25 protein-coding genes are annotated in these 25,604 nt (G+C 70.3%); 4 read left to right on the forward strand and 21 right to left on the reverse strand.

What is annotated here, in order from left to right; translation table 11 throughout:
• Nucleotides 1-16 precede the first annotated feature (16 nt).
• From R8Z57_RS10520 to R8Z57_RS10540, 5 genes are all read right to left on the reverse strand, one after another.
• Entirely contained in the window at nucleotides 17-877 is an 861-nt protein-coding gene (locus R8Z57_RS10520) for a PP2C family protein-serine/threonine phosphatase (RefSeq protein ID WP_318353721.1), read from the reverse strand.
• A 63-nt stretch (nucleotides 878-940) separates the two neighbouring features.
• Complete coding sequence (locus tag R8Z57_RS10525) at nucleotides 941-2,992, reverse strand: ABC transporter ATP-binding protein (RefSeq protein WP_318353722.1); 2,052 nt, start codon at nucleotides 2,990-2,992, stop codon at nucleotides 941-943.
• Nucleotides 2,989-4,722, reverse strand: a complete 1,734-nt coding sequence (locus R8Z57_RS10530; RefSeq protein ID WP_318353723.1) for an ABC transporter ATP-binding protein — start codon at nucleotides 4,720-4,722, stop codon at nucleotides 2,989-2,991. Before R8Z57_RS10530 ends, R8Z57_RS10525 begins: the two co-directional genes overlap by 4 nt.
• Nucleotides 4,723-4,862: 140 nt before the next feature.
• Complete coding sequence (locus R8Z57_RS10535) at nucleotides 4,863-5,846, reverse strand: aldo/keto reductase (RefSeq protein WP_318353724.1); 984 nt, start codon at nucleotides 5,844-5,846, stop codon at nucleotides 4,863-4,865.
• Nucleotides 5,847-5,988: 142 nt separating this feature from the next.
• The gene (locus R8Z57_RS10540) at nucleotides 5,989-6,747 is read right to left on the reverse strand and encodes a DUF5684 domain-containing protein (RefSeq protein WP_318353725.1); all 759 of its coding nucleotides are present in this window, start codon (nucleotides 6,745-6,747) and stop codon (nucleotides 5,989-5,991) included.
• A 218-nt stretch (nucleotides 6,748-6,965) separates the two neighbouring features.
• Here R8Z57_RS10540 and R8Z57_RS10545 point away from each other — a divergent pair, with 218 nt between their 5' ends.
• Nucleotides 6,966-7,433 (forward strand): DUF4282 domain-containing protein, encoded by a 468-nt coding sequence (locus R8Z57_RS10545; protein ID WP_318353726.1) that lies wholly within the window; start codon nucleotides 6,966-6,968, stop codon nucleotides 7,431-7,433.
• Between the two features lie 84 nt (nucleotides 7,434-7,517).
• On the opposite strand, the gene R8Z57_RS10550 is transcribed toward R8Z57_RS10545, so the two are convergent.
• From R8Z57_RS10550 to prmC, 13 genes are all read right to left on the reverse strand, one after another.
• Nucleotides 7,518-8,267: a peroxide stress protein YaaA gene (locus R8Z57_RS10550; protein ID WP_318353727.1), complete on the reverse strand. Its 750-nt coding sequence runs from the start codon at nucleotides 8,265-8,267 to the stop codon at nucleotides 7,518-7,520.
• A gap of 85 nt (nucleotides 8,268-8,352) precedes the next feature.
• On the reverse strand, nucleotides 8,353-8,613 hold the full coding sequence (locus R8Z57_RS10555) for a F0F1 ATP synthase subunit epsilon (RefSeq protein ID WP_308868467.1): 261 nt from the start codon (nucleotides 8,611-8,613) through the stop codon (nucleotides 8,353-8,355).
• Between the two features lies 1 nt (nucleotide 8,614).
• Nucleotides 8,615-10,075 (reverse strand): F0F1 ATP synthase subunit beta, encoded by a 1,461-nt coding sequence (gene atpD / locus R8Z57_RS10560; RefSeq protein ID WP_318353728.1) that lies wholly within the window; start codon nucleotides 10,073-10,075, stop codon nucleotides 8,615-8,617.
• A gap of 22 nt (nucleotides 10,076-10,097) precedes the next feature.
• On the reverse strand, nucleotides 10,098-10,994 hold the full coding sequence (locus R8Z57_RS10565) for a F0F1 ATP synthase subunit gamma (RefSeq protein WP_318353729.1): 897 nt from the start codon (nucleotides 10,992-10,994) through the stop codon (nucleotides 10,098-10,100).
• A gap of 20 nt (nucleotides 10,995-11,014) precedes the next feature.
• On the reverse strand, nucleotides 11,015-12,652 hold the full coding sequence (gene atpA / locus R8Z57_RS10570; protein WP_318353730.1) for a F0F1 ATP synthase subunit alpha: 1,638 nt from the start codon (nucleotides 12,650-12,652) through the stop codon (nucleotides 11,015-11,017).
• A gap of 77 nt (nucleotides 12,653-12,729) precedes the next feature.
• Nucleotides 12,730-13,521 (reverse strand): F0F1 ATP synthase subunit delta, encoded by a 792-nt coding sequence (locus R8Z57_RS10575; RefSeq protein ID WP_318353731.1) that lies wholly within the window; start codon nucleotides 13,519-13,521, stop codon nucleotides 12,730-12,732.
• Nucleotides 13,521-14,075 (reverse strand): F0F1 ATP synthase subunit B, encoded by a 555-nt coding sequence (locus R8Z57_RS10580; RefSeq protein WP_318353732.1) that lies wholly within the window; start codon nucleotides 14,073-14,075, stop codon nucleotides 13,521-13,523. The genes R8Z57_RS10575 and R8Z57_RS10580 overlap by 1 nt, the downstream gene beginning before the upstream one ends.
• Before the next feature lie 29 nt (nucleotides 14,076-14,104).
• Nucleotides 14,105-14,338, reverse strand: coding sequence for an ATP synthase F0 subunit C (atpE, locus tag R8Z57_RS10585; RefSeq protein ID WP_045274135.1), 234 nt, complete (start codon nucleotides 14,336-14,338; stop codon nucleotides 14,105-14,107).
• A 45-nt stretch (nucleotides 14,339-14,383) separates the two neighbouring features.
• Nucleotides 14,384-15,178, reverse strand: a complete 795-nt coding sequence (gene atpB / locus R8Z57_RS10590) for a F0F1 ATP synthase subunit A (protein ID WP_318354078.1) — start codon at nucleotides 15,176-15,178, stop codon at nucleotides 14,384-14,386.
• A gap of 166 nt (nucleotides 15,179-15,344) precedes the next feature.
• On the reverse strand, nucleotides 15,345-15,833 hold the full coding sequence (locus R8Z57_RS10595; protein WP_318353733.1) for a hypothetical protein: 489 nt from the start codon (nucleotides 15,831-15,833) through the stop codon (nucleotides 15,345-15,347).
• Entirely contained in the window at nucleotides 15,830-17,047 is a 1,218-nt protein-coding gene (locus R8Z57_RS10600) for an MraY family glycosyltransferase (protein ID WP_318353734.1), read from the reverse strand. The genes R8Z57_RS10595 and R8Z57_RS10600 overlap by 4 nt, the downstream gene beginning before the upstream one ends.
• Complete coding sequence (locus tag R8Z57_RS10605) at nucleotides 17,044-17,895, reverse strand: L-threonylcarbamoyladenylate synthase (protein ID WP_318353735.1); 852 nt, start codon at nucleotides 17,893-17,895, stop codon at nucleotides 17,044-17,046. The genes R8Z57_RS10600 and R8Z57_RS10605 overlap by 4 nt, the downstream gene beginning before the upstream one ends.
• A 63-nt stretch (nucleotides 17,896-17,958) precedes the next feature.
• Complete coding sequence (gene prmC / locus R8Z57_RS10610; RefSeq protein ID WP_318353736.1) at nucleotides 17,959-18,837, reverse strand: peptide chain release factor N(5)-glutamine methyltransferase; 879 nt, start codon at nucleotides 18,835-18,837, stop codon at nucleotides 17,959-17,961.
• 212 nt (nucleotides 18,838-19,049) lie between these two features.
• Here prmC and cysK (R8Z57_RS10615) point away from each other — a divergent pair, with 212 nt between their 5' ends.
• From cysK (R8Z57_RS10615) to epsC, 3 genes are all read left to right on the forward strand, one after another.
• The gene (cysK, locus tag R8Z57_RS10615) at nucleotides 19,050-19,988 is read left to right on the forward strand and encodes a cysteine synthase A (RefSeq protein WP_318353737.1); all 939 of its coding nucleotides are present in this window, start codon (nucleotides 19,050-19,052) and stop codon (nucleotides 19,986-19,988) included.
• Between the two features lie 95 nt (nucleotides 19,989-20,083).
• Nucleotides 20,084-21,037 (forward strand): cysteine synthase A, encoded by a 954-nt coding sequence (cysK, locus tag R8Z57_RS10620; RefSeq protein ID WP_318353738.1) that lies wholly within the window; start codon nucleotides 20,084-20,086, stop codon nucleotides 21,035-21,037.
• Entirely contained in the window at nucleotides 21,034-21,615 is a 582-nt protein-coding gene (gene epsC, locus R8Z57_RS10625; protein ID WP_318353739.1) for a serine O-acetyltransferase EpsC, read from the forward strand. The genes cysK (R8Z57_RS10620) and epsC overlap by 4 nt, the downstream gene beginning before the upstream one ends.
• Before the next feature lie 35 nt (nucleotides 21,616-21,650).
• Here epsC and R8Z57_RS10630 read toward each other — a convergent pair whose 3' ends face one another.
• The 3 genes from R8Z57_RS10630 to rho all read right to left on the reverse strand — a co-directional run bounded on the left by R8Z57_RS10630 (nucleotide 21,651) and on the right by rho (nucleotide 25,445).
• Complete coding sequence (locus tag R8Z57_RS10630; RefSeq protein ID WP_318353740.1) at nucleotides 21,651-22,049, reverse strand: hypothetical protein; 399 nt, start codon at nucleotides 22,047-22,049, stop codon at nucleotides 21,651-21,653.
• Nucleotides 22,050-22,169: 120 nt separating this feature from the next.
• Entirely contained in the window at nucleotides 22,170-23,249 is a 1,080-nt protein-coding gene (gene prfA / locus R8Z57_RS10635) for a peptide chain release factor 1 (protein ID WP_318353741.1), read from the reverse strand.
• A gap of 6 nt (nucleotides 23,250-23,255) precedes the next feature.
• Entirely contained in the window at nucleotides 23,256-25,445 is a 2,190-nt protein-coding gene (gene rho / locus R8Z57_RS10640; protein WP_318353742.1) for a transcription termination factor Rho, read from the reverse strand.
• Nucleotides 25,446-25,604 lie beyond the last annotated feature (159 nt).

Genomic DNA, 25,604 nt, shown 5'->3' on the forward strand with positions numbered 1-25,604 from the left:
CTGGGGATATCCCGCGTCAGTCCCCCGCTGGGGAGGAGTGGGCGTCCGCGTCCGACGCGGCAGCGTCCGCGGCGCCGGACTCGTCGCCCTCCTCGGACGGCGACGCGACGGCGGGGCGACCGACGTCGAGGACGATGATGGTGATGTTGTCGCGGCCGCCGTTCTCGAGTGCGGCGTCGAGCATCGCCGTGACCGCGTCGGCGGGGTCGGCGTTCTCGTCGAGGAAGTGACGGATGCCGTAGTCCGTGAGCTCCTTCGTCAGGCCGTCCGAGCAGATCACGAACCGGTCGCCCTCGAGGACGTCCAGCCGGACGTAGTCGGGCGTGACGCCTTCGCTCGGCCCGACAGCGCGCGTGATGACGTTGCCGTACGGGTGGTTCTCGGCCTCCTCGGGGCTGAGCCGCCCCGCGGCGACGAGCTCCTGCACGACGGAGTGGTCGGTGGTGATCTGCACGATCGCGCCGTCGCGCACGAGGTACACGCGCGAGTCGCCGATGTTGAGCGTCACCCAGTGCGCGGTGTGACCCGTGGTGTCGAGGAAGACGCCGGTGACGGTCGTCCCGGTGCCGTCGTCGGTGGCGTCAGGATGCGAGGCGATGTCTTTGACGGCCCGCGCCAGGGCCTTCTCGATCGTCTTGGGGTTCACCGGGCCGCCCTCGGCCACCGCGCGCAGGCGCTCGATGGCACTGGCGCTGGCGATCTCGCCTCCGACATGGCCGCCCATGCCGTCGGCGACGACGAACAGCGGATACGCGGCGAACATCGCGTCCTGGTTCACTTCGCGCCGGCGCCCGGTGTCGGTCACGGCAGCCCAGGAGAGGTCGAGCACGCCGCCGGGAATCGGGACGGCGACCGACTCGGTGGAAACCTCGGGCACGCCCTGTCCTCCTGTCGGCCCCTCGTGGGACCGGTCAGCCCCGCGTCCTCACATACTAGTGGGTTACTCCAGTGCCTCCTCCGACTCGGCGAGGGCGTCGACGACGATCTGCGCCGTGGTCGGGGGCGGCGCGAGCGGCACCGACGGCACGACTTCCGCGTCCTCGTCGTCGAGCGGCGCCTCGAATTGGGCGTTGTAGAGGCGCCAGTAGGCGCCCTTGGCTGCCAGCAGCTCCTCGTGCGAGCCCTGCTCGACGATCGCCCCGTCCTCCATCACGAGGATGAGGTCGGCATCGCGGATCGTCGAGAGCCGGTGGGCGATCACGAACGCGGTGCGGTCCTCCCGCAGCCGCGACATCGCGCGCTGGATGAGCAGCTCGGTGCGCGTATCGACCGACGACGTCGCCTCGTCCAGGATGAGGATGCGCGGGTCGGCGAGGAACGCCCGGGCGATCGTCACCAGCTGGCGCTCGCCGACGCTGAGATTGGTCGCCTCGTCGTCGAGCATCGTGTCGTAGCCGTCGGGCAGCGCGTGCACGAACCTGTCGACGTAGGCCGCGGTGGCGGCCGCGACGATCTCCTCCTCGGTCGCCTCGGGCCGCCCGTACGCGATGTTCTCGCGGATCGTGCCGGCGAAGAGCCACGTGTCCTGCAGCACCATGCCGGTGCGCGCCCGCAGGTCAGCGCGCGTCATGCGTCGCGTGTCGACGCCGTCGAGCGTGATGCGGCCGGAGTCGACGTCGTAGAACCGCATGATGAGGTTGACGAGCGTCGTCTTGCCGGCCCCCGTCGGCCCGACGATGGCCACGGTGCCGCCCGGTCGCGCGGCCAGTGTCAGCCCGTCGATCAGCGGCTTGTCGGCGACGTAGCGGAACGAGACATCCTCGAACTCCAGCCGGCTGGCGGATCCGGGCGGCGTCTCGGCCGGGTCGTCGTCGGGCGTCTGCTCCTCCTCGTCGAGCAGCTCGAAGACGCGCTCGGCACTGGCGACGCCGGACTGCAGCAGGTTGGCCATCGAGCCCAGCTGGCTGAGGGGCTGCGTGAACTGCCGCGAGTACTGGATGAACGCCTGCACGTCCCCGATCGACAGCAGGCCGGCCGCCACCTGCAGGCCCCCGATCACCGCGATCGCCACGTACACGAGATTGCCGACGAACATCATGGCCGGCATGATGACGCCGGAGAGGAACTGCGCGCCGAAACCGGCACGGTAGAGCTCGTCGTTCTCGGCGCGGAAGTCGGCCTCGACCTCGCGCTGGTGCCCGAACACCTTGACGATCGCGTGACCTGAGAAGGTCTCCTCGACGCGCGCGTTGAGGACGCCGGTGGCCTTCCACTGCTGCACGAACAGCTCCTGCGATCGCCGTGCCACGAGAACGGTGATGAGGATGGTCAGCGGGATCGTCACCAGGGCGATCACGGCGAGGAGCGGCGAGATGAGGAACATCATCGTCAGCACCCCGATCACCGTCAGCAGCGACACGACCACCTGCGAGAGCGTCTGCTGCATGGTCTGGCCGATGTTGTCGACGTCATTGGTCACCCGGCTGAGCAGCTCGCCGCGCTGCACGCCGTCGAAATACGACAGCGGCAGCCGGTGCACCTTCTCCTCCACCTGCAGCCGGAGCCGGTGCATCGCCCGCTGCACCACGCCGTTGAGGATGCGCGCCTGCAGCCAGCCGAACACGCTGGACAGCACGTACACGAGGAGCACGAGGGCGAGGATCCGCGCGAGCTGAGCGAAGTCCACCCCGGCGCCGGGCACGAAGTCCATGGCGGCGACCATGTTCGCCTGGTCCTGATCGCCCGACGCCACGAGCTGGTCGACCACCTGCTGCTGGGTGACCCCGGCCGGCACCTGCAGCGAGATGAAGCCGGCGAACACCACGTTCGTGCCTTCGCCCAGCAGCTTCGGCCCGATCACCGACAATGTCACCGACACCACGGCGAAGACGAGCACCAGGATGAGCCGGGGCGTGTCGGTGCGGAGGGTGCCGAGCAGCCGCCGGGCGCTCGGCCCGAAGTTCTGAGCCTTCGCCGCGGGCGCCCCGCCGCCCGCGAACGCACCGCCTCGTGGCCCGAAGGGAGCCGGACGCGTCGTCTGCTGGCCGCTCATGCCGCCGCCTCCGCCGCGAGCTGCGAATCCACGATCTCGCGGTACGTCTTGCACGTCTCGACCAGCTCGTCGTGCGTGCCGATGCCGACGACGCGTCCGTGATCGAGCACCACGATCTGGTCGGCGTGCTGGATCGTCGAGACGCGCTGGGCGACGACCAGGCGTGTGGCGTCGGGCAGGTGCGTGTCGAGAGCGCGCCGGAGCGCGGCATCCGTTCTCAGATCGAGGGCCGAGAACGAGTCGTCGAAGATGTAGACCTCGGGGCGCTTCACGAGCGCCCGCGCGATCGCGAGACGCTGCCGCTGCCCGCCCGAGACGTTCGTGCCACCCTGCGCGATCGGCGCCTGGAGCCCCTCGGGCATCGCGCGCACGAAGTCGGCCGCCTGTGCCAGCTCCAGCGCCTCCCACAGCTGCCGGTCCGTGGCGTCGTGGTCGCCGTAGCGCAGATTCGAGGCGATCGTCCCCGAGAACAGGAACGCCCGCTGCGGCACCAGCCCCACCCGCGTCCACAGTTCGTCCGGGTCGTACTCGCGCACGTCGAGTCCGTCGACCCGCACGCTGCCCGCGGTCACGTCGAACAGCCGCGGCACGAGGCTCACCAGCGTCGTCTTGCCGGCACCGGTCGACCCGATGATCGCCGTCGTCGTTCCCGGCTCCACGGTGAAGGTCAGGTCGTGCAGCACCGCGTCGTCAGCTCCGGGGTACGCGAAGTCGACGTGGTCGAACTCGACCCGGCCCGCGGGAGCGGGAGCGGATGCCGCGACCTCCGGCGCCGCGACCGACGGCGCCGTCTCGAGGACCTCGCCGATCCGATTCGCGCACACCGCCGCCCGCGGGATCATCACGAACATGAAGGTCGCCATCATGACGCCCATCAGGATCTGCATCAGATAGGTCAGGAAGGCGAAGAGCGTGCCGATCTGCACGTCCTGCTCCTGCACCTGGAACGCGCCGAACCAGATGACGGCGACGCTCGAGACGTTCATCACGAGCATCACCGCGGGGAACATGAGTGCCATGAGATTGCCCGCGCGCAGGCCGGTCGCCTTCACGTCGTCGCTGGCGGCGGCGAACCGCGCATGCTCCTCGCGCTCTCGCACGAAGGCGCGGACGACGCGGATTCCGCTGAGCTGCTCGCGCATGATCTGGTTGACCCGGTCGATGCGCTTCTGCATGAGCGTGAACGCCGGCACCATCCGCCAGACGATGAGACCCACGATGATGAGGAGCACCGGGATGGCGACCGCCATGAGCCACGACAGTCCGACGTCCTGGCTGATCGCCAGGATCACGCCGCCGATCGCGAGCATGGGCGCCGAGACCATCAGCGTCGCCGACACCTGCACGAGCATCTGCACCTGCTGGACGTCGTTGGTGTTGCGGGTGATGAGCGACGGCGGGCCGAACTGACCGACCTCCCGCTGCGAGAACGCGACGACGCGATGGAACAGGTCGCCGCGCAGGTCGCGTCCCATGCCCATGGCCAGCCGCGAGCCGAAGTACACCGCGATCACGGCACAGACGACCTGCACCAGGCTCACGAGCAGCATCACGCCGCCCGTCGACCAGATGTAGGGGATGTCGCCCGTCACCACGCCGTTGTCGATGATGTCGGCGTTGAGGGTCGGCAGCCACAGCGACGCGATCGACTGCGCCAGCTGGAAGACCACGACCGCGACGATGAGGGGCCAGGCGGGGCGGAGGTAGCGCACCAGGAGCTTTCCGAGCACGACGGTCCTTTCCGGGGCGCGGCGACCTCCGCACCCGCGGACCGCGCACGGAATGCGACGCTACGCCTGCGCGCGCGCCGCCGACAGCCCGGGCCGTACGCCGTCGGCGAACCGTCGGCACCCGGGTCGGGCCCGGCGGGTCAGGCGGCCGACTCGGGTGCCGGGAACATCTCGTCCAGGACCCGTCGATCATCCGCCGTCGGCGTCCAGGCCGACGCGGCCGCGGCGTTCGCCCGCACCTGCTCGGGCGTCGTCGCGCCCGCGATGACGCTCGACAGCGCGGGGTGCGACAGCAGCCAGCCGAACGCGGCGTCGAGCATCGTGATGCCGCGTTCGTCGCAGAACGCGCGGAAGGCGTCGAGGGCATCCCAGGGAGCGTCGTCGTAGATGTGGCGGCGCTGGCGGATGATCCGGCTGTCGGCCGGCGCGGCATCCCGCGTGAACTTGCCGGTGAGCAGCCCGTTGTGCAGGGGGAAGTAGGGGAAGAAGCCGAGGTGGAAGCGCAGCGCGGCGGGCAGCACCTCGCGCTCGGCGCCACGTGCCAGCAGGCTGTACTCGTTCTGCGCCGAGACGAACGGCACGCCCCGCCGCATGAGCGCGGTGAAATGCGCCTCGGCGAGCTGCCAGCCGGCGAAGTTCGAGTGCCCGATGTAGCGCACCTTGCCCTCGTGCACGAGGTCGCCGAGCACGTCGAGCGTCTCTTCGATCGGCGTCTCGTCGTCGGGGACGTGCAGCTGGTACAGATCGATCCACTCCGTCTGCAGACGGGTGAGGGATGCCTCGACCGCACGCCGGACGTACGACCGCGACGCCTTCGCCCCCGAGGGCGGGTAGCCCATGTCGCGGCCCGGGTGCCCGAACTTCGTCGCGAGCACCACCGCGTCGCGTCGCCCCTTGAGCGCCTCGCCCATGAGGGTCTCGGACAGCCCCGGCTCGCCGCCGTACATGTCGGCGGTGTCGAGGAACGTCACGCCCGACTCGAGTGCCGCATCGAGCACCGCGCGCGTGCCGTCGAGCGTCTCGGTGCGCGTGCCGGGGCGGCCGAAGTTGTTGCAGCCGAGTCCGACGGCCGAGACGAGCAAACCGGACGCGCCGACGCGGCGCTGCGGAACGATCGAGGTCATGCCTCCACGTTAGCCGCGATGCCGGACGAGGGGCCTCGGCCGGAAAGGCCGTCCACGGCGTCCGGGATCCCGGGGGCGAGAGGCGATGTCGCCCGGGAACGGGACAGCCCCTCGCCGGGCGGCGAGGGGCTGTCGACGGGTGTCACGGCTTCGGGGCCTCCGGCGCCGGCGGCGCGGCGGGCGGCTCGGCGGCCGGCGACTGCGGTGCCGCGGGCGGCGGCACCGGCGGCTGAGCCGCGGCGGGCGGCGGCACGGGAGCTGCCGGCGACGCGGGCGCGGCGGGCGGGGCCGTGTAGCCGGCAGGCGGCGCGGGCGGAGCCGTGTAGCCCGTCGGCGGCTGGTAGCCGGCCGGGGCGCCGAACGCCGGCGAAGTCGCCGGGTTGGCGGGGTAGCCGGCCGCGGGCACCTGGCTCGGCACACCGCTCCACACGGTCTTGTCGGCGAGGAAGCTGTTCGCCCACGGCGCGGCCGGGATGGCGGTGTTCCAGCGCGAGCGGTCGAACGCGTTGATGCCGAGCCAGACGATCGCGAGGAAGAAGTAGAGGATGAGCCAGACGGCCTCCTTCTGCAGCTTCAGCCCGACGCGCCAGGCGGCGGCGAGCGTGTAGAGGAAGGCAGCGAGGCCGATGAGCGAGCCGAGCACCGGCACCCACCCGAGCACGAACGCGCCACCCCACAGCGCGAGCAGCCACCACGGGCTGAGGTCGCCGAGCTTGACGAAGATCAGGGTGTTGTACACCGGCACCCACGCGCGCCAGCGTCCCTGCACGCCGGCCTTGTCGAAGACCTTCATGAGGAACCACGAGCCGATGACATAGCCGGCGACGAGGAGGAGGAGAAGAACGGGAAGGAATGCGAGCCACGCGAGCGCGAGTCCGACGCTGTAATCGTCGTCGTACATGATGGAGCGACCTCCGAGAGAGTCGATTCTGATCGCGCCCAGACGCGACCGCGGAGCCCCTGCTCCGCGCCTCACATGCTAGCGACGCTCTCAGCGAACTGTCAGCATTGTTCCGCCGTTCGACATCCTCGCGTCGTCCGCGCCACGCGGGGCGGGAGCATGGCCCGCTCGCCCGACGGTGGATAGCCTGAGCACAACTCCCGACCGAAGGGCCGCTCATGTCCGATCCGCACGCGTCCGCTCCCACTCCCCCGCCGCTGCCCCCGCAGTCCGCCGCCGACGCGGCGCGCGCGGCCGACCCGCGCACCGCGGATCCCGACGACACCGGCGTCCCGACGATCCCGGGCGATGCGTCCGACGTGGGCCGCGGCTTCTTCTCGGCCCTGTTCGATCTGTCGTTCCGCACCTTCATCACGCGGCGCCTCGCGAGCGTCTTCTACCTCGTCGGCCTGATCGCCATCGGCATCGGCTTCATCGTGTACTTCGTCGGCGGCATCCTGAGTGCGATCTCGGTGATGTGGCTCAACGTCGGCGCCGGCATCAGCGGCCTGATCGCGACCATCGTGATCGTCCCGGTGCTGACGTTCCTCTCGATCATCCTGCTGCGGTTCATCATCGAGGCCGTCGTCGCCCTCATCGCCATCGCCGAGAACACCGAGCGCACCGCACAGCACACGCGGCGCTGACCGGCTGCACACGCGGCGCTGACCGGCTGCACACGCGGCGCTGACCAGCTGCGCTGAGAACGGGGGCGGATGCCGCGGCCCGCGTCAGGCGAAGAGCTCGAGCTCGCCGGCCCCGGACTCCCGCACACGGAGGCCCGCGGCATCCGCCCACCGCACGAATCCCGCGGCGGAGCCGGTGCGCGGCCGCTCTTCGGCGAGACGGCGCACGAGCGCGCCCTTCGCGTGCTTGTTGAAGTGGTTGAGCGCCCGCACCGCGCCGTCCTCCCCCTCGCTCACGACCCGGACGTACCGCGACGAGAGGTCCGCGGGCACGGCACCCAGCGCGACGTAGGCCTCGGAGCGCAGGTCGAGCACGAACGCCGGCGCGCGCGTCGCGAACGCCGCGGTGACGGCGTCCGCCCACACGCGCCGCAGCGGCGGCATGCCGGGAAGCGACGCCGACGCGCCCAAGCGGTAGGCGGGGATGCGGTCGAGGGCCCCCACAGGTCCGAACGGCGCGGAGTGGATGAGGACGTGGGCTCCCAGCCAGCGCCGGGCGGTGGCCGGGAGGGATGCCGCGTCCAGCGCGTCGTAGAGCACGCCGGTGTAGCGGTCGATCGCCGGCATCGCCGGCGCCTCGCGCAGCGCGGCGTTCACGGCGACCTCGCCGCGCTGCGTCGGTCCGAGCTTGAGGACGCGCGCGGCCGCGTCCTCATCGCCGGAGAGAGCCACGAGCGCGGTGATCACGGTCTCGCGCGACGGCGTCAGCTCGGGAAGCGACAGCGCGTCGAGGCTCAGCGGCGGACGCGTGCCGCCCGGTCGCTTGGTCTCGGACGGCGGCAGAAGGACCAGCATGATTCTCCGGGCGGGTCGGTGGGGCGTTCACGCAAGCGACTCGGCCGGCCCCCGAGGGGACCGGCCGAGTGCGAATGGTGTGCGATCAGGAGATCAGCGCGGCATTGCCTGCCACGATCGTGAGGTCGTCGCCCTCCATCGACAGGAAGCCGTCCTGCGCGTTGGCGACGATCTTCGTGCCGGAGGTCTCGGTGATGCGCACCTGACCTTCGGCGAGGATCGCGAGCACCGGCTCGTGACCGGTCATGAAGCCGATCTCGCCCTCGACGGTCTTGGCGACGACGAGCGACGCCTCCCCCGACCAGACCTCCGCGTCCGCGGAGACGAGACTCACCTTGAGCGGCATGTCAGCCGTTCTCCTTCTGGATGCGCGCCCACTGCTCTTCGACGTCGGAGATGCCGCCGACGTTGAAGAACGCCTGCTCGGCCACGTGGTCGAAGTCGCCCTTCACGATCGCGTCGAACGACTCGATGGTCTCCTTGATCGGGACCGTGGAGCCCTCGACACCGGTGAACTTCTTCGCCATGTAGGTGTTCTGCGACAGGAACTGCTGGATGCGGCGCGCGCGGGCGACGACGATCTTGTCCTCTTCCGAGAGCTCGTCGACACCGAGGATCGCGATGATCTCCTGCAGCTCCTTGTTCTTCTGCAGGATCTGCTTCACGGCGGTCGCCACGCGGTAGTGGTCGTCGCCGATGTAGCGCGGGTCGAGGATGCGGCTCGTCGACGTCAGCGGGTCGATGGCCGGGTAGAGACCCTTCGACGCGATCTCACGCGAGAGCTCGGTGGTCGCGTCGAGGTGCGCGAACGTGGTGGCCGGCGCGGGGTCGGTGTAGTCGTCGGCGGGCACGTAGATCGCCTGGAGCGACGTGATCGAGTGACCACGGGTCGACGTGATGCGCTCCTGCAGGACGCCCATCTCGTCGGCCAGGTTCGGCTGGTAGCCCACGGCGGAGGGCATGCGGCCGAGCAGCGTCGAGACCTCGGAACCGGCCTGCGTGAAGCGGAAGATGTTGTCGATGAAGAGCAGCACGTCCTGCTTCTGGACGTCGCGGAAGTACTCCGCCATCGTCAGCGCCGAGAGGGCGACGCGCAGACGCGTCCCCGGCGGCTCGTCCATCTGGCCGAAGACGAGGGCGGTCTTGTCGAAGACGCCCGCCTCCTCCATCTCGCCGATGAGGTCGTTGCCCTCACGGGTGCGCTCGCCGACTCCGGCGAACACCGACACACCGCCGTGATCCTGCGCGACGCGCTGGATCATCTCCTGGATGAGGACCGTCTTGCCGACGCCCGCACCGCCGAAGAGGCCGATCTTGCCACCCTGCACGTACGGGGTGAGCAGGTCGATGCTCTTGATGCCGGTCTCGAACATCTCGGTCTTGGACTCGAGCTGGTCGAACGACGGCGCCTGGCGGTGGATGCCCCAGCGCTCGGTGACCTCGATCGTCTCGCCCGGCTCGCCGTTCAGGACGTCACCCGTGACGTTGAACACCTTGCCCTTGGTGACGTCGCCGACCGGGACCGTGATGGGGCCGCCGGTGTCGCGCACCTCCTGGCCGCGGACCATGCCGTCGGTCGGCTTGAGCGAGATCGCGCGGACGAGGTCGTCGCCGAGGTGCTGAGCGACCTCGAGGGTGATCTCGGTCGACTCGTCGCCCATCGTGATGGTGGTCTTGAGCGCGTTGTAGATGTCGGGGATCGCGTCGTGCGGGAACTCGATGTCGACGACGGGGCCGGTGACGCGGGCGACGCGCCCGACGGCGGCCGTCCCGGTCCCCGCTGCCGTGGTTTCAGCGGTGAGGCTCATGGCTTCTTCTCTTTCGTGTGGTCTACTTGCCCGACGCCAGCGCGTCGGCACCGCCGACGATCTCGGCGATCTGCTGCGTGATCTCGGCCTGGCGCGCGTTGTTGCGCAGGCGGGTGTAGTCGGTGATGAGCTTGTCGGCGTTGTCGCTGGCCGACTTCATCGCCTTCTGCGTCGCGGCGTGCTTCGCGGCCGACGACTGCAGGAGCGCGTTGAAGACGCGGCTCTGGATGTACACCGGCAGCAGCGCATCGAGGACGGTCGCGGCATCCGGCTCGAACTCGTACAGCGGGTACACCTGCGCCGAGGAGGTCTCCTCGGCCTCGACGACCTCCAGCGGAAGCAGGCGCACCGTCTCGGGCGTCTGCGTCATCATGCTGACGAAGCGGTTGTACACGAGGTGGATCTCGTCCACACCGCCGTTGTCGCCGCCGCGGTCGTACGCGTCGAGGAGCGTGGCGGCGATCTCCTCCGCCGTCGTGAAGTGCGGGGTGTCGGTGTCGCCCGTCCACTCCGCCGCGCTGTCCATGCGACGGAACTGGAAGTAGCCGACCGCCTTGCGCCCCACGAGGTAGAACACCGGCTCCCGGTCCTGCGAGCGCACCAGCTGCGCGAGCTCGAGACCCTCGCGGAGGATCTGCGAGTTGAACGCGCCGGCGAGACCGCGGTCGGACGTGAAGATCACGACGGCGGAACGCCGGATCGTCTCACGCTCGACCGTCAGCGGGTGGTCGATGTTCGAGTGGGTGGCCACGGCGGAGACGGCCCGCGTCACGGCTCGCGCGAAGGGCGACGACGCGCGCACACGCGCCATCGCCTTCTGGATGCGCGAAGCCGCGATGAGTTCCATCGCCTTCGTGATCTTCTTGGTCGTCTGAGCAGAACTGATCTTCTGCTTGTAGACCCGGAGTTGTGCGCCCATGGTCTTTGCCCCGGCCCGCCTTAGCGGCGGCCCTTGACGATCTTCTCCTGGTTCACGTCGTCGGCCTCGGCTGCTGCGACCTCTTCGTGCCCGGGCTTGCCGATGGCCTGGCCCTTGCCCGCCTGGAACTCCAGGATGAACTCGTCGGTCTTCTTGCCCAGCTCGGCCACCGTGTCGTCGTCGAGGACGTTCGTCTCACGCAGCGTGTCGAGGATCGTCGTGTTGCGACGCAGGTAATCCAGCAGCTCGCGCTCGAACGACAGCACGTCCTCGACCTCGATCGAGTCGAGCTTGCCGTTCGTGCCGGCCCAGATCGAGACGACCTGCTCCTCGACCGGGTACGGCGAGTACTGCGGCTGCTTGAGCAGCTCGGTCAGGCGCGCGCCGCGGGCGAGCTGACGGCGCGAGGCCGCGTCGAGGTCGGAGGCGAACATCGCGAAGGCCTCGAGCGAGCGGTACTGCGACAGCTCGAGCTTGAGCGTTCCGGAGACCTTCTTGATCGACTTCACCTGGGCGTCGCCGCCGACTCGCGAGACCGAGATGCCGACGTCGACCGCGGGACGCTGGTTGGCGTTGAACAGGTCGGACTGGAGGAAGATCTGGCCGTCGGTGATCGAGATCACGTTGGTCGGGATGTACGCCGAGACGTCGTTGGCCTTCGTCTCGATGATGGGCAGGCCCGTCATCGAGCCGGCGCCCAGCTCGTCCGAGAGCTTCGCGCAGCGTTCGAGCAGACGCGAGTGCAGGTAGAAGACGTCGCCCGGGTAGGCCTCGCGGCCCGGCGGACGGCGGAGCAGCAGCGACACGGCGCGGTAGGCCTCGGCCTGCTTCGACAGGTCGTCGAAGATGATGAGGACGTGCTTGCCCTCGTACATCCAGTGCTGGCCGATGGCCGAGCCGGTGTACGGCGCGAGGTACTTGAAGCCGGCGGGGTCGGAGGCGGGAGCGGCGACGATGGTGGTGTACTCCATCGCGCCGGCGTCTTCGAGGGCACCCTTCACGGCCGCGATCGTCGAGCCCTTCTGGCCGATGGCGACGTAGATGCAGCGCACCTGCTTGGTGACGTCGCCCGACTCCCAGTTGGCCTTCTGGTTGATGATCGTGTCGAGCGCGATCGCCGTCTTGCCGGTCTGACGGTCGCCGATGATGAGCTGACGCTGGCCGCGGCCGACGGGGATCATGGCGTCGATGGCCTTGATGCCGGTCTGCAGCGGCTCGTGGACGCTCTTGCGCTGCATGACGCCGGGCGCCTGCAGCTCGAGCGCGCGGGTGCCGGTGGTCGCGATCTCGCCGAGACCGTCGATCGGGTTGCCGAGCGGGTCGACGACGCGGCCGAGGTAGCCCTCGCCGACGCCGACCGAGAGCACCTCGCCGGTACGGGTGACCGTCTGGCCGGCCTCGATACCGGAGAACTCGCCGAGGACGACGACACCGATCTCGTGCTCGTCCAGGTTCTGCGCGAGGCCCGCCGTGCCGTCCTCGAAGCGCACGAGCTCGTTCGCCATGACGCCGGGAAGGCCCTCGACGTGAGCGATGCCGTCCGCGGCGTCGACAACGGTGCCGACCTCCGTGGCCGCGGCGCCCGTGGGCTCGTAGGCGGCGACGAAGTCCTTCAGCGCGTCACGGATGACGTCGGGGCTGATAGAGAGATCTGCCATTGTTTTCCTTCGTTCATGGGGCCTCGGCCCCGAAATCTCCGCCCTGTGCCGGTTCGGCCCGGTGCGGGAAGTCTGTGTCAGCCGGCGAGCCGCTGACGGAGGTCGGCCAGACGCGACGAGACGCTCGCGTCGATGACGTCGTCGGCGATCTGCACGCGCAGCCCGCCCACCACGGTGGGGTCGACGATCGTGTTGAGCGACACCGGCGTACCGTAGCGCTTGCTCAGCGCGGCGGTCAGGCGCTCGCTCTGACCGGCGCTCAGCGGAGCCGCGACCACCACCGTCGCGACCGCGCGGTTGCGCTGGTCGGCCACGATCCGGGTGGCGCGCGACAGCAGCTGGCGCACGCGGCGCTCGCGAGGCTGACGGACGAGGGATGCCGCGATGAGGGTCGTCGCAGCGCTCGCGCGGCCGTTCAGCAGCGACTCGACGAGCGCGCCCTTCGCGGCGGCATCGCCGAGGCGGCTGCCGAGCGCGAGCTCGAGCTCGGCGTTGCCCGCGACCGTCCGCGAGAAGGAGAAGAGCTCCGCCTCGACATCCGACGCAGGATCGGCCACGGCCGCCGCGCGCACCGCGAGCTCCTCGATGCCGTCGACCAGATCGTCGGCAGAGGACCAGCGCTGCGCGACGGCGGTCGTCAGCAGCGACGCCGTCGTGGGCTTCACGGCCGTGCCGAAGACACCGGCGACGACCTGACGACGGGCCTCGGCCGGCGCGGCCGAGTCGGCGAGCGCGCCGCTCAGCTGCGACGAGTCGCCCACGGCGCGCGCCACGGCGAAGAGCTCGCGAGCGACGTCGAGGTCGACGCCCGACGCGGCGCCGAGCGCCGTCGTCGTCGCCGCCAGGGCCTGAGTGGTCGCGCTGCCCATTACGCCTTGGCCCCTTCGGACTCCTCAAGCTCGGCGAGGAAGCGGTCGACGACGGCCTGAGCCTTCTTGTCGTCCGACAGCGTCTCGCCGATCACGCCACCGGCGAGGTCGAGGGCGAGCGTGCCGACCTCGCTGCGCAGCGACACGAGTGCGGTCTGGCGCTCGGCCTCGATCTGGGCGTGAGCGGTGGAGGTGAGGCGGGCGGCCTCGGCCGTCGCCGTCTCTTTCGCCTCGGCGACGATCTTCTTGCCGTCCTCGCGGGCGGCGTCGCGGATCTCACCGGCTTCCTTGCGGGCGTCGGCGAGCTGGGCGGTGTACTCCTCGAGCGCCGCCTCGGCCTTGCGCTGGGCCTCGTCGGCCTTGGCGATGTTGCCCTCGATCGCCGCGGAACGCTCGTCGAGCAGCTTCTTCATACGGGGAAGGGCGACCTTCCAGAAGATGAAGAGGATGACGATGAAGCAGACCGACGACCAGATGATGTCGTACCAGGCGGGGATGAGGGGGTTGTGAGTCTCCCCCTCTTCCGCCGCGTACGCGACAAGAGCGTGCAGCATCCTGTCTCCTTAGGACTGTGTATCGGCGATCAGACGAAGATGAAGTAGGTCGCGATGCCGATGAAGGCGAGCGCCTCGGTGAAGGCGATACCGATCCACATGAGCACCTGCAGGCGGCCGGCGAGCTCGGGCTGGCGGGCGACGCCCTCGATCGTCTTGCCGACGACGATGCCCACGCCGATGGCCGGGCCGATCGCGGCGAGGCCGTAGCCCATCGTCGCGACGTTGCCGCTGAGCTCTGCGAGAACCGTAGTTGCGTCCACGGGGGTGTTTCCTTTCGGTTGTGGGCGGCTTCTCAGCCGACCCGCTTAGTGCTCTTCCGCGACCGCGAGCTGGATGTAGACCGCGGTGAGGAGAGCGAAGACGTACGCCTGGAGGACTGCCACCAGGATTTCGAACAGGGTGAAGACGAAGCCGAACGCGAGGCTGCCCGCGCCGAGCAGCGACCACCAGCCGCCGAGGTCGACGATGAAGAAGTTCGTCGCGGCGAAGAAGAGCACCAGCAGCAGGTGGCCGACCATCATGTTCATGAGGAGTCGGAGCGTGAGCGTCACCGGACGGATGATGAACGTCGAGATGAGCTCGATCGGCGTGACGATGATGTAGATCGGCCACGGCACGCCCGAGGGGAAGAGCGAGTTCTTGAAGAAGTTCTTCGGGCTCTTCTTGATGCCGGCGTAGATGAACGTCACGTAGCTCACGACCGCGAGCGTCAGCGGCACCGCGATGATGCTCGTTCCGGCGATGTTCAGGAACGGGATGATGCCCGTGATGTTCATGAACAGCACCATGAAGAAGATCGTGGTGAGGAGCGGAAGGAACCGCTGGGCGTCCTTCTTGCCGAGCAGGTCTTCGCCGATGTTGACGCGGACGAAGTCCAGGCCCATCTCGACGATGCTCTGGAAGCGTCCGGGCACGACGCGCATGCGGCGGGTGCCGAGCCAGAAGATCACCACGACGGCGATCGTCGCGAGGAACTGGATCAGGTTGATCCGCGTCACCGGGATGAGGCCGAAGGCGTCGAAGACGATCGGGGGGAAGAACTCCTCGATCGACGGCCCGTGGAACTCCGGGGGCGCGTCAGCGGCAAGGGGGGCGATCAGGGTCGCAGCTTGAGTAAACAGCGCTGGCTCCAGCTTCGGGGCATCGGTGAAGGACCGTTGCGACGATGGTCGGTGAGCGTCACTCCGCAAGATCTCGCTGGGCGAGCGGGCGGGCGCTCGGCCAGCCTATCAAACTTGAGTGGTCCCTGAATCCGCCGCGAGCGACTCAGCGGGTCGCGCCCGGCTCGTCCGTGCGGTCGCCGGCATCCGGGTCGGTGGGAAGCTCGACATCGCTCACGTGCGGCACGCGCATGCGCATCAGCACGACGACGTCGATGACCAGCGAGGCGAGCACGCTCGCGACCAGGGCGAGGAAGAACACCGGCCCGACGACCCACGGCTGATCCCGCAGCACGAAGAGGGCGATCAGGAACACGACGAACTTCAGGATCCAGCCGCCGAGCACGATGCCGAAGAAGATCGGGACGTACAGGGCATCGCCGTACCAGCGGTTCGCGATGAGGATGCTGGCGGCCGTGATCGCGAGGAACAGCGCCGCGATGAGGACGCCGGCGAGGGCACTCCACAGTCCGTCCGTCCCGGCGACGAGGTAGCCGACGAGTCCACCCACGACGAGGAGGGCGGCGGTGACGGAGCCTGACCACACCAGGACGGTGCGGAGGATCGGCGTGCTGGAGATCGGGCTGGCGGTCATCGGGCGTCCTCCTGTGCGGGCGCGGGATCGGTCTGCGGCGCGCCGTCCGGCGCGGGAGCGGGTGCGGGGTCGGGGGCCGCCGCGGCGCTGAGGCGACGCGAGGGAAGGAACGTGACGACGAGGCACGCGGCGATGCCGAGCACGCCGTACAGCACGCCGAAGAGGTAGTCCCCCGGCCACTCGAGCGTCGTGCCGATGTACATGAGCAGCACCGAGAGGCTGACCAGCGCCGTCCACGCGTAGAAGATGAGGACGGCGTCGCGGTCGGAGTGCCCCATGTCGAGCATGCGGTGGTGCAGGTGCTTGCGGTCGGGCGAGAAGGGCGACTTGCCCTTGCTCATGCGGCGCACGACGGCGAGCCCGAAGTCGAGCAGTGGCAGCAGCACCACCACGACCGGCAGCAGGATGGGGATGAAGGCACCGAGCAGCTGCGAGCGGCCGAACGAGTCGTTGTCGCCGACGATGGCGGGGTCGAACGAGCCCGTGATCGCGATCGCGGAGCACGCCATCAGCAGCCCCAGCATGAGGGCGCCCGCGTCGCCCATGAACAGGCGCGCCGGGCTCCAGTTGAGCGGCAGGAAGCCGATGCACGCGCCGATGAGCACGGCCGCGATGAACGACGCCAGGTTGAAGAAGGTGCTGGCGCCGGTGTCGCGCACCACCATGTAGGAGTAGGCGAAGAACACGCCGTTGGCGATGAGGCAGACGCCGGCGACGAGGCCGTCGAGGCCGTCGATGAAGTTCACGGCGTTCATGACGACCACGATCGAGAACACCGTGAGGGTGAAGCTCGCCCAGCTGGAGAAGATCGTCATGCCGCCGAGCGGGAGCGCGTAGATCTGCAGCTGCCCGAACCAGGCGATGACGCCGGCGGCGAGGAACTGGGCCCCGAGCTTGATCATCCAGTCGAGGTCCCAGAGGTCGTCGAGCACGCCGACGACCACGATGAGCGCGGTCGCGCCGAGCAGCGCGTAGATCTGCTGGGGCTGCGTCCAGATGATGGCGAAGAACGGATGCTGCGACGACACCGCGAACGCGGCCACCACGCCGATGAACATCGCGATGCCGCCGAGACGCGGCGTCGGCGTCTTGTGCACGTCGCGCTCGCGGATGCCCGGATACAGCTTGTACTTCAGGCTGAGCCGCCACACCGCCCACGACAGGACGAAGGCGACCGCCGCCGTGAGGAGGATCGTGAAGACGTACTGCTTCACGAGCGGCCGGGCTCCGGCGCCGCCGGCTCGACGGCGTCCTGAGCCCCGGGCTCGGCGGTCGCCGGCCCGGCGGCGTCCTCAGCCTCCGGCCCGGCGGCGCCCTGAGCCTCAGGCCCGGCGGCGTCCTCAGCCTCCGGCGCGGCGCCGGCGGGCGCGGCCGACGGCGCGTCCGTGTCGGCACCCGGCTCGGGCTCGAGCAGGTCGCCGACGATCCCGAGCAGCTGCGCCCGGCTGACCGCGCCTTCGCGCAGCACGCGCACGCGCGGCTCGTCGCCGCCGACGAGGCTGGTCGCGTCGATGATCGTCGACGGGACACCGGTCTTGGACGGACCGTCTCCGAGGTAGACCGCCACCGAGTCCTTCAGCATCCCCTGCGCGTCCTCGGCGGTGATGCCGGCGGCCATGCCGGTGAGATTGGCGCTCGACACCGCGAGCGGGCCGGTCTCTTCGAGCAGCTCCAGGGCGATGCGGTGGGCGGGCATTCGCACCGCGACGGTGCCGCGGGTCTCGCCGAGGTCCCACGAGAGCGACGGCTGGGCCGGCAGGACGATCGTGAGCCCACCCGGCCAGAACGCCTCGATGAGGCGCTCCACCGGCTCGGGCACCTCCGCGACCAGCGCGCGCAGCGTCGTGATGCCGGCGACGAGCACCGGAGGCGGCGACTGGCGGCCGCGGCCCTTGGCGGCGAGCAGGCGTGCGACCGCCTGATGGTCGAAGGCGTCGGCGGCGACGCCATACACGGTGTCGGTGGGGAGGACGACGAGCTCGCCACGGCCGATGGCCTGGCGCGCCTGGCGCATGCCGGCGAGCAGCTGCGCCTCATCACGGCAGTCGAAGATGGGGGACATGTCGCCCGACAGTCTAGTTGCGGCATCCCGCGCGAACACTGCGCGTGCGCGGCGCCGGCCCGCTCAGGGCCGGATCGCGGTCGTCGCCCGGTCGCGCATCGTCAGATCGGGATGCGTCGCGGCGGCCAGCCACCCGTCCGCAGCGAGGATCGCGCGGATCGCCTCGCCCTGCCACTCGCCGTGCTCGATCACGATGGTGCCGCCCGGGTGCGCGAGGCGCAGCCCCACGCCGCTGAGCACCCGCACGACGTCCAGGCCGTCCTCTCCCCCGTAGAGCGCGGCCGGAGGATCGAAGAACCGCACCTCCGGATCGCGCGGGATCGCGGCATCCGGAACATAGGGAGGGTTGGATGCCACGACCGAGACGGTCCCGTCGAGCTCGGGGAAGGCGGCAGCCAGGTCGATGAATGCGAGGGTCGCGTTGGCGGCGCCGACGAGCGCGAAGTTCTCCTTCGTCCACACGAACGCGTCGACGGAGTTCTCGGCGGCGTATACCTGGGCATGCGGCACCTCGGTCGCCATCGCCAGCGCGATCGCGCCGCTGCCGGTGCCGAGATCCACCGCGATCGGGGAGGGGGATGCCGCGGCTCGCAGCGCGTCGATCGCCAGCTGCGCGACCCCCTCGGTCTCGGGTCGCGGCACGAACACCCCGGGCCCGACTCGCAGCTCGAGGTGGCGGAACGGCGCCGTGCCGGTGATGTGCTGCAGCGGCTCGCGCGTGGCGCGGCGGGCGACGAGCTCGTCCAGGCGGCCGGCGTCGTCCGCGGTCAGCCGCTCGCCGCGGACGGCGGCCGCCTGCACTCCCCCGCGCCCGGTGCCCAGCACGAACCCGGCGAGCAGCTCGGCATCGACGGCCGGATCGCCGATGCCGGCGGCGGCGAGGCGGGCTGCGGCGCGATTCAGCGCGGCGGACAGCGGAACGGGTTCGTCGGAGGAAGCCATGACCATACCGACTCTAGGCCCGGTGCTCCGGCTTCCCCCTCCTGCTTTCGAATCGCGCACTTTGCTGGGATCGGCAGCCGGGAGGTGCAAAGTGCGCGATTCGAAAGGGCGGGTACCACGTCGGCACGAGTGCGCCGTCACAGAAGGACTCATAGAGAAGCCCTCCCCTAGGCTGGTGCTCGATCAGCCGTGAACCCGCGAAAGGCCCCGACATGACCGGCATCCACCCCGACATCACGACCGCATTCGGCAACACCCCGCTCGTGCGCCTGAACCGCGTGGCGGAGGGCGTCGAAGGCAACGTGCTGGCCAAGCTCGAGTTCTACAACCCGGCCTCCAGCGTCAAGGACCGCCTCGGCATCGCGATCGTCGACGCCGCCGAGGCCTCGGGGCAGCTGCAGCCCGGCGGCACCATCGTCGAGGCGACCAGCGGCAACACCGGCATCGCGCTCGCGATGGTCGGGGCCGCCCGCGGGTACCGCGTGGTGCTCGCGATGCCCTCGTCGATGTCGGTCGAGCGTCGCCTGCTGCTCAAGGCCTACGGCGCGGAGCTCGTGCTGACCGACCCCTCGGGCGGTATGAAGGGCGCGGTCGCCAAGGCCGAGGAGCTCGTCGCCGAGATCCCGGGAGCGGTGCTCGCGCGCCAGTTCGAGAACGAGGCGAACCCCGCGATCCACCGCAAGACCACCGCCGAGGAGATCATCCGCGACACCGACGGCCAGGTCGACTACTTCGTCGCCGGCATCGGCACCGGCGGCACCATCACCGGCGTCGGCCAGGTGCTCAAGGAGCGCGTGCCCGGCGCGAAGGTCGTGGCCGTCGAGCCGGCCGACTCGCCGCTGCTCACGAAGGGCACGCCCGGCCCGCACAAGATCCAGGGCATCGGCCCGAACTTCATCCCGGCGATCCTCGACCAGGGCGTCATCGACGAGGTCATCGACGTCGAGTTCCCCGACGCCATCTCGACGGCCCGCGCGGTCGGCGAGAAGGACGGCATCCTCGTCGGCATCTCGTCGGGCGCCGCGATCTGGGCGGCGCTGCAGGTCGCCGCGCGCCCCGAGGCGGCCGGCAAGAACATCGTCGTGATCATCCCCTCCTTCGGCGAGCGGTACCTCTCGACGGCGCTCTACGAGGATCTGCGCGAGGATTGATCCATCACGACGGCGCGCCGGCTCTGCCTGACTCGTTCGGGAGCCGGCGCGCCGTCGTCTCGTCCTCCACATCGCCCGAGTCCAGGGAGCACCGCGTGCCCGGCATCCATTCCGACATCACCACCGCCTTCGGCGAGACACCGCTGGTGCGCCTGAACGCGCTCACCGAGGGCCTCGGAGCGGAGGTGCTGGCGAAGCTGGAGTTCTACAACCCAGGCTCGTCGGTGAAGGACCGGCTCGGCTACGCGCTGGTCGAGGCCGCCGAGCAGTCGGGCGAGCTGGCGCCCGGCGGCACGATCGTGGAGTCCACGAGCGGCAACACCGGGATCGCGCTCGCACTGATCGGCGCCGCGCGCGGCTACAAGGTGATCCTCACCATGCCGGCGTCGATGTCGAAGGAGCGCCGGACGCTGCTCAAGGCCTACGGCGCCGAGCTCGTGCTCACCGATCCCTACAAGGGCATGACCGAGGCCGTCGAGACGGCCAAGCGCATCGTCGCCGAGACCCCGGGCGCCGTCCTCGCCCGCCAGTTCGAGCACGAGGCCAACGCCGCCGTGCACCGGCGCACCACCGCCGAGGAGATCTGGCGCGACACCGACGGTCGCGTGGACGTCTTCGTCGCGGGGTCCGGCACCGGTGGCACGGTGACCGGCGTGGGGCAGGTGCTCAAGGAGCGCAACCCCGACGTCAGGATCGTGCTCGTGGAGCCGAAGGACTCCCCGGTGCTCACCGAGGGACGCGCGGGCGGTCACCGCATCCAGGGCATCGGCCCCAACTTCGTCCCCGACGTGCTCGACCGCTCGGTCGTGGACGAGATCGTCGACGTCGAGTTCGACGACGCGATCCGCGTCGCCCGCGACCTCGCGACGCGCGAGGGCATCCTCGCGGGCATGTCGGCGGGCGCCGCCGTCTGGGCGGCCCTCGAGATCGCCGCGCGGCCCGAGTCGGCCGGCCGGCGGATCGTCGTCGTGATCCCCGACTCCGGCGAGCGGTACCTGTCGACGGCTCTGTACGAGCACCTGCGCGAACCGGAGGCTGAGCAGAAGTGACCGAACGCATCGGATTCCTCGCGCGGCTGCGCGAAGACGTCGCCGCGGCCAAGCTGCGCGACCCGGCTGCCCGCAGCGGTCTCGAGATCGCCGTGCTCTACCCCGGCCTCCACGCCATCTGGGCCCACCGGCTGTGGCACGCGCTGTGGACGCGCGACCTGCGCTTCGTCGCCCGCGCCGGCTCGCAGCTCACGCGGTGGCTCACCGGCATCGAGATCCACCCGGGCGCGACCATCGGCCGCCGCTTCTTCATCGACCACGGCATGGGCGTGGTCATCGGCGAGACCGCCGAGGTCGGCGACGACGTGATGCTGTACCACGGCGTCACGCTGGGCGGGCGTCAGCGCGAGGGCGGCAAGCGCCACCCCACGGTCGAGGACGGCGTCGCGGTGGGCGCCGGGGCGAAGATCCTCGGTCCGATCACCATCGGCGCCGGCTCCGTCGTCGGCGCCAACGCGGTGGTCACCAAGGACGCGCCCGCCGACAGCGTGCTCGTGGGCGTTCCGGCCAAGCCGCGCGCCCGGCGCGCCGGCGAAGACACCCGCTCCCTGCTCACGGCGCCCGAGTACGTCATCTGACGACGCCGGACGGATGCCGCGGCATCCGTCCCGCGTCAGCCTCGGCGCTCGTCCACCTTCTTCTTGAGGAAGAGCGGCGGCAGCAGCCACGACGCCAGCGCCGTGATCAGCCACACGACGAGCGTGCCGATGATCCAGGCGACCGGGCCGTCGATCCCGATGCCGGCCGCGGGGATCAGCACCGCGATGAGCAGCGCCACGAAGGTGGAGAGCAGGCCGATGCCGCCGATGAGGGCGTTCGCGTGCCGTCGCGTGATCTTCAGCAGCCACGGCGCCAGGATGCTCTGCAGCACCGCGAAGATGACGACCGCCAGCACGATGCCCCACCAGTCGTTCCAGTGGAGCGTGAACCCCGGCACCAGGAGGTCGGAGGCGACGAGTCCGAGGAACGCCGACACCAGGAAGATCAGCGCGCGGATCAGGAGCGTGAGCACGGTCGAAGCCTAGCGCCGCGGCATCCGTCTCCGTCCGCCGCATCGAGACGCAGGGTCTTCGCCGAGACCGATGTCATCGCCCTGCGTCTCGGCGGAGATCCCCTGTCTCAGCAGCGAAGATCAGTCGTCGGAGCCGAGGGCGGCCAGCCGCGCCTCTTCGTCGGCCTGGATCGCCGACTCGATGATCGGCTCGAGCGCGCCGTCCATGACCTGGTCGAGGTTGTACGCCTTGTATCCGGTGCGGTGGTCGGCGATGCGGTTCTCGGGGAAGTTGTACGTGCGGATGCGCTCGGACCGGTCCATGCCGCGGATCTGCGACCTGCGGGCGTCGGATGCCGCGGCCTCGAGCTCTTCCTGCTGCTTGGCGAGGAGGCGCGCACGCAGCACGCGCATGCCCGCCTCACGGTTCTGCAGCTGCGACTTCTCGTTCTGCATCGACACCACGATCCCCGTCGGAACGTGGGTGATGCGCACCGCGGAGTCCGTGGTGTTGACCGACTGCCCACCCGGGCCCGACGAGCGGAACACGTCGATCTTCAGGTCGCTCTGTTCGATGTGGATCTCTTCGGGCTCATCGACCTCGGGGAACACCAGCACACCGGTGGTCGACGTGTGGATGCGCCCCTGCGACTCGGTCGCCGGCACGCGCTGCACGCGGTGCACGCCGCCCTCGTACTTGAGGTGCGCCCACACGCCCTGCGCGGGGTCGGACGACGAGCCCTTGATCGCGACCTGGACGTCCTTGTACCCGCCGAGGTCGGACTCGTTGCGCTCGAGCAGGTCGGTCTTCCAGCCCTTGGACGCCGCGTACTGCAGGTACATGCGCAGCAGGTCGGCGGCGAACAGCGCCGACTCGGCGCCGCCCTCGCCCTGCTTGATCTCCATGATCACGTCGCGCGCGTCGTCGGGGTCGCGCGGGATCAGCAGTCGCCGCAGCCGCTCCTGCGCCTCGGCGAGCTTCGCCTCGAGCGCCGGGACCTCCTCGGCGAACGCCTCGTCCTCGCGGGCGAGCTCGCGGGCGGCATCCAGATCATCGGATGCCGCCACCCAGTCCTCGTGGGCCTTCACGATGCGCGACAGCTCGGCGTAGCGCCGGTTCACCCGCTTGGCGCGCGCCGCATCGGCGTGCACCGCGGGGTCGGAGAGCTCCTCCTGGACCGCGCGGTGCTCGTCGATCAGCCCTCTGACTGACTCGAACATCGAGCGTCAGCGGATGCTGTTGTCGTGGTCGTGGCTGCGGCCACCGCCGTGCCCGTTCGCGGGCGCCGGGATCGACTTCTGCATCTGCACCAGGAACTCGACGTTCGACTGCGTCTCCTTGAGCTTGCCGAGCACGACCTCGAGGGCCTGCTGGGGCTCGAGGCCGGCCAGCGCGCGGCGAAGCTTCCAGGTGATCTTGACCTCGTCGGCCGAGAGCAGCATCTCTTCGCGGCGAGTGGACGACGCGTTGACGTCGACCGCCGGGAAGATGCGCTTGTCGGCGAGCTGGCGGTTCAGGCGCAGCTCGCTGTTGCCGGTGCCCTTGAACTCCTCGAAGATGACGTCATCCATCTTGGAGCCGGTCTCGACGAGAGCGGTCGCGAGGATCGTGAGCGACCCGCCGTTCTCGATGTTGCGCGCGGCGCCGAAGAAGCGCTTGGGCGGGTAGAGCGCCGACGCGTCGACGCCGCCGGTGAGCACGCGGCCCGACGTCGGTGCCGAGATGTTGTAGGCACGGCCCAGGCGCGTGATCGAGTCGAGCAGGACGACCACGTCGCGGCCGAGCTCCACGAGGCGCTTCGCGCGCTCGATGGCGAGCTCGGCGACCGTGGTGTGGTCTTCGGCGGGACGGTCGAAGGTCGAGGCGATGACCTCGCCCTTCACCGTGCGCTGCATGTCGGTGACCTCTTCGGGGCGCTCGTCGACGAGCACGACCATGAGGTGCACCTCGGGGTTGTTGATCGCGATGGCGTTGGCGATCTGCTGCAGCACGATCGTCTTGCCCGCCTTCGGGGGCGCGACGATGAGGCCGCGCTGGCCCTTGCCGATGGGCGCGACGAGGTCGATGATGCGCTGCGTCAGCTTCTCGGGGGCCGTCTCGAGGCGCATGCGCTCCTGCGGGTAGAGCGGCGTGAGCTTGCCGAACTCGACGCGCGTCGCGGCGTCGTCGACCGAGAGGCCGTTGACCGCGTCGACCTTGACCAGCGCGTTGTACTTCTGGCGGCTGGACTGCTCGCCCTCGCGCGGCTGCTTGATGGCACCGACGACCGCGTCGCCCTTGCGCAGGTTGTACTTCTTGACCTGGCCGAGCGAGACGTACACGTCGCTCGGGCCGGGCAGGTAACCGGTGGTGCGGACGAACGCGTAGTTGTCGAGCACGTCGAGGATGCCCGCGATCGGGATGAGGACGTCGTCCTCGCCGATCTCGGTCTCGAACTCGTCGCCGGTGGCGGCCTGGCCGCCACGGCGCTTGTTGCGCTGACGGCCACGGCCGTTGCCCTGTCCCTGCTGGTCGTCGTCGGACGAGTCGGCCTTCGCCGGCTCGGCCGCGGGCTCGGCCTTCTGGCCCTGCGCGTTCTGACCGGCCTGGGCCTGGGAGTTCTGGGCCTGGCCGTTCTGGTTGCGGTTGCGGCTGCGGCTGCGGCTGCGGCTGCGGCCGCGCGACGGGGTCTCGGCGCCCTCGCCCTCGGCGGCCTGCTCGGCGTCGGGGGTCTCGGCCGGCTCAGCGGTCGCCTCGGCGCCTGCGGCCGGAGCCTCGGCGGGAGCGGATGCCGCGTCCTCGGCCGGTGCGGATGCCGCGGCGTCGGCGGGCGCGTCGCCGGCAGGCTCGGCGCCCCCGGCCGATGCGGCGGCGGGCGTCTCGGCGGCGGCGTCCGCGGCCGGCTCGGCGGGCGCGGCGTCGGTGCTCTTGGCGCGGCGGGGCGCGCGCTTGCGCGGGGCCTTGGCCGGCGTCTTCGGGGCGGCTGCCGCCTCTTCGGCGGCGGCGTCGGCGACGACCGCCACAGCCACGGCCTCGTCGGCGACGGCATCGGCCGCGGCGGCCTCGACGAGCGCCTCCTCGGCGACGGCCTCGGCGACCAGCGCCTCGGCGACGGCCTCCTCGGCCACGGCTTCGGCGGCCTCCGCGGCGGGCTGGTCGCCCGCGTCTTCGGCAGCCTGCGCCTCGGCGACCGCCTCGACGGCGAGCTCCTCGGCGACGACGGCGGCCACGACCGCCTCGGCGGCGACCTCGTCGGCCTCCTCGGCCTCGGCGACGGCTTCTTCGGCGACCGCGTCGGCCACGGCGGCTTCGACGACGGCGTCGCCGGCGACGGCCTCGGACGGGGCGTCGGTGGTGCCGGCGTTCTCGACAGCCTCGGGCGCTTCCGCGCGCTCGTCGGCCGGAACGTCGGCGTGGATCTCGGAGATGGACTCCACGAGTTCTCCCTTGTGAGTACGAATGGTTGTGCACGAACGCGCGGCGCTGCCAGAAGCAGCTGCCCGGCCTTGCGGCAGGGTTCGTATCCCGCCGACGGGGTGAGGGACCGCGAGGGTGCTCAGCGGACGTCGGCAGGTCAGAATGCCGTGCGGTGGTTT

This window comes from Microbacterium sp. M3 (assembly GCF_033548675.1).
GTDB classification, from domain to species: Bacteria; Actinomycetota; Actinomycetes; order Actinomycetales; family Microbacteriaceae; genus Microbacterium; species Microbacterium arthrosphaerae.

Bases quoted from the DNA above. Each gene is read 5' to 3' on its own strand.
- R8Z57_RS10525 (WP_318353722.1), bottom strand. From the start codon at position 2,992: ATGAGCGGCCAGCAGACGACGCGTCCGGCTCCCTTCGGGCCACGAGGC.
- R8Z57_RS10535 (WP_318353724.1), bottom strand. From the start codon at position 5,846: ATGACCTCGATCGTTCCGCAGCGCCGCGTCGGCGCGTCCGGTTTGCTC.
- R8Z57_RS10540 (WP_318353725.1), bottom strand. From the start codon at position 6,747: ATGTACGACGACGATTACAGCGTCGGACTCGCGCTCGCGTGGCTCGCA.
- R8Z57_RS10545 (WP_318353726.1), top strand. From the start codon at position 6,966: ATGTCCGATCCGCACGCGTCCGCTCCCACTCCCCCGCCGCTGCCCCCG.
- R8Z57_RS10550 (WP_318353727.1), bottom strand. From the start codon at position 8,267: ATGCTGGTCCTTCTGCCGCCGTCCGAGACCAAGCGACCGGGCGGCACG.
- R8Z57_RS10555 (WP_308868467.1), bottom strand. From the start codon at position 8,613: ATGCCGCTCAAGGTGAGTCTCGTCTCCGCGGACGCGGAGGTCTGGTCG.
- atpD (WP_318353728.1), bottom strand. From the start codon at position 10,075: ATGAGCCTCACCGCTGAAACCACGGCAGCGGGGACCGGGACGGCCGCC.
- R8Z57_RS10565 (WP_318353729.1), bottom strand. From the start codon at position 10,994: ATGGGCGCACAACTCCGGGTCTACAAGCAGAAGATCAGTTCTGCTCAG.
- atpA (WP_318353730.1), bottom strand. From the start codon at position 12,652: ATGGCAGATCTCTCTATCAGCCCCGACGTCATCCGTGACGCGCTGAAG.
- R8Z57_RS10575 (WP_318353731.1), bottom strand. From the start codon at position 13,521: ATGGGCAGCGCGACCACTCAGGCCCTGGCGGCGACGACGACGGCGCTC.
- R8Z57_RS10580 (WP_318353732.1), bottom strand. From the start codon at position 14,075: ATGCTGCACGCTCTTGTCGCGTACGCGGCGGAAGAGGGGGAGACTCAC.
- R8Z57_RS10595 (WP_318353733.1), bottom strand. From the start codon at position 15,833: ATGACCGCCAGCCCGATCTCCAGCACGCCGATCCTCCGCACCGTCCTG.
- R8Z57_RS10605 (WP_318353735.1), bottom strand. From the start codon at position 17,895: ATGTCCCCCATCTTCGACTGCCGTGATGAGGCGCAGCTGCTCGCCGGC.
- prmC (WP_318353736.1), bottom strand. From the start codon at position 18,837: ATGGCTTCCTCCGACGAACCCGTTCCGCTGTCCGCCGCGCTGAATCGC.
- cysK (WP_318353737.1), top strand. From the start codon at position 19,050: ATGACCGGCATCCACCCCGACATCACGACCGCATTCGGCAACACCCCG.
- prfA (WP_318353741.1), bottom strand. From the start codon at position 23,249: ATGTTCGAGTCAGTCAGAGGGCTGATCGACGAGCACCGCGCGGTCCAG.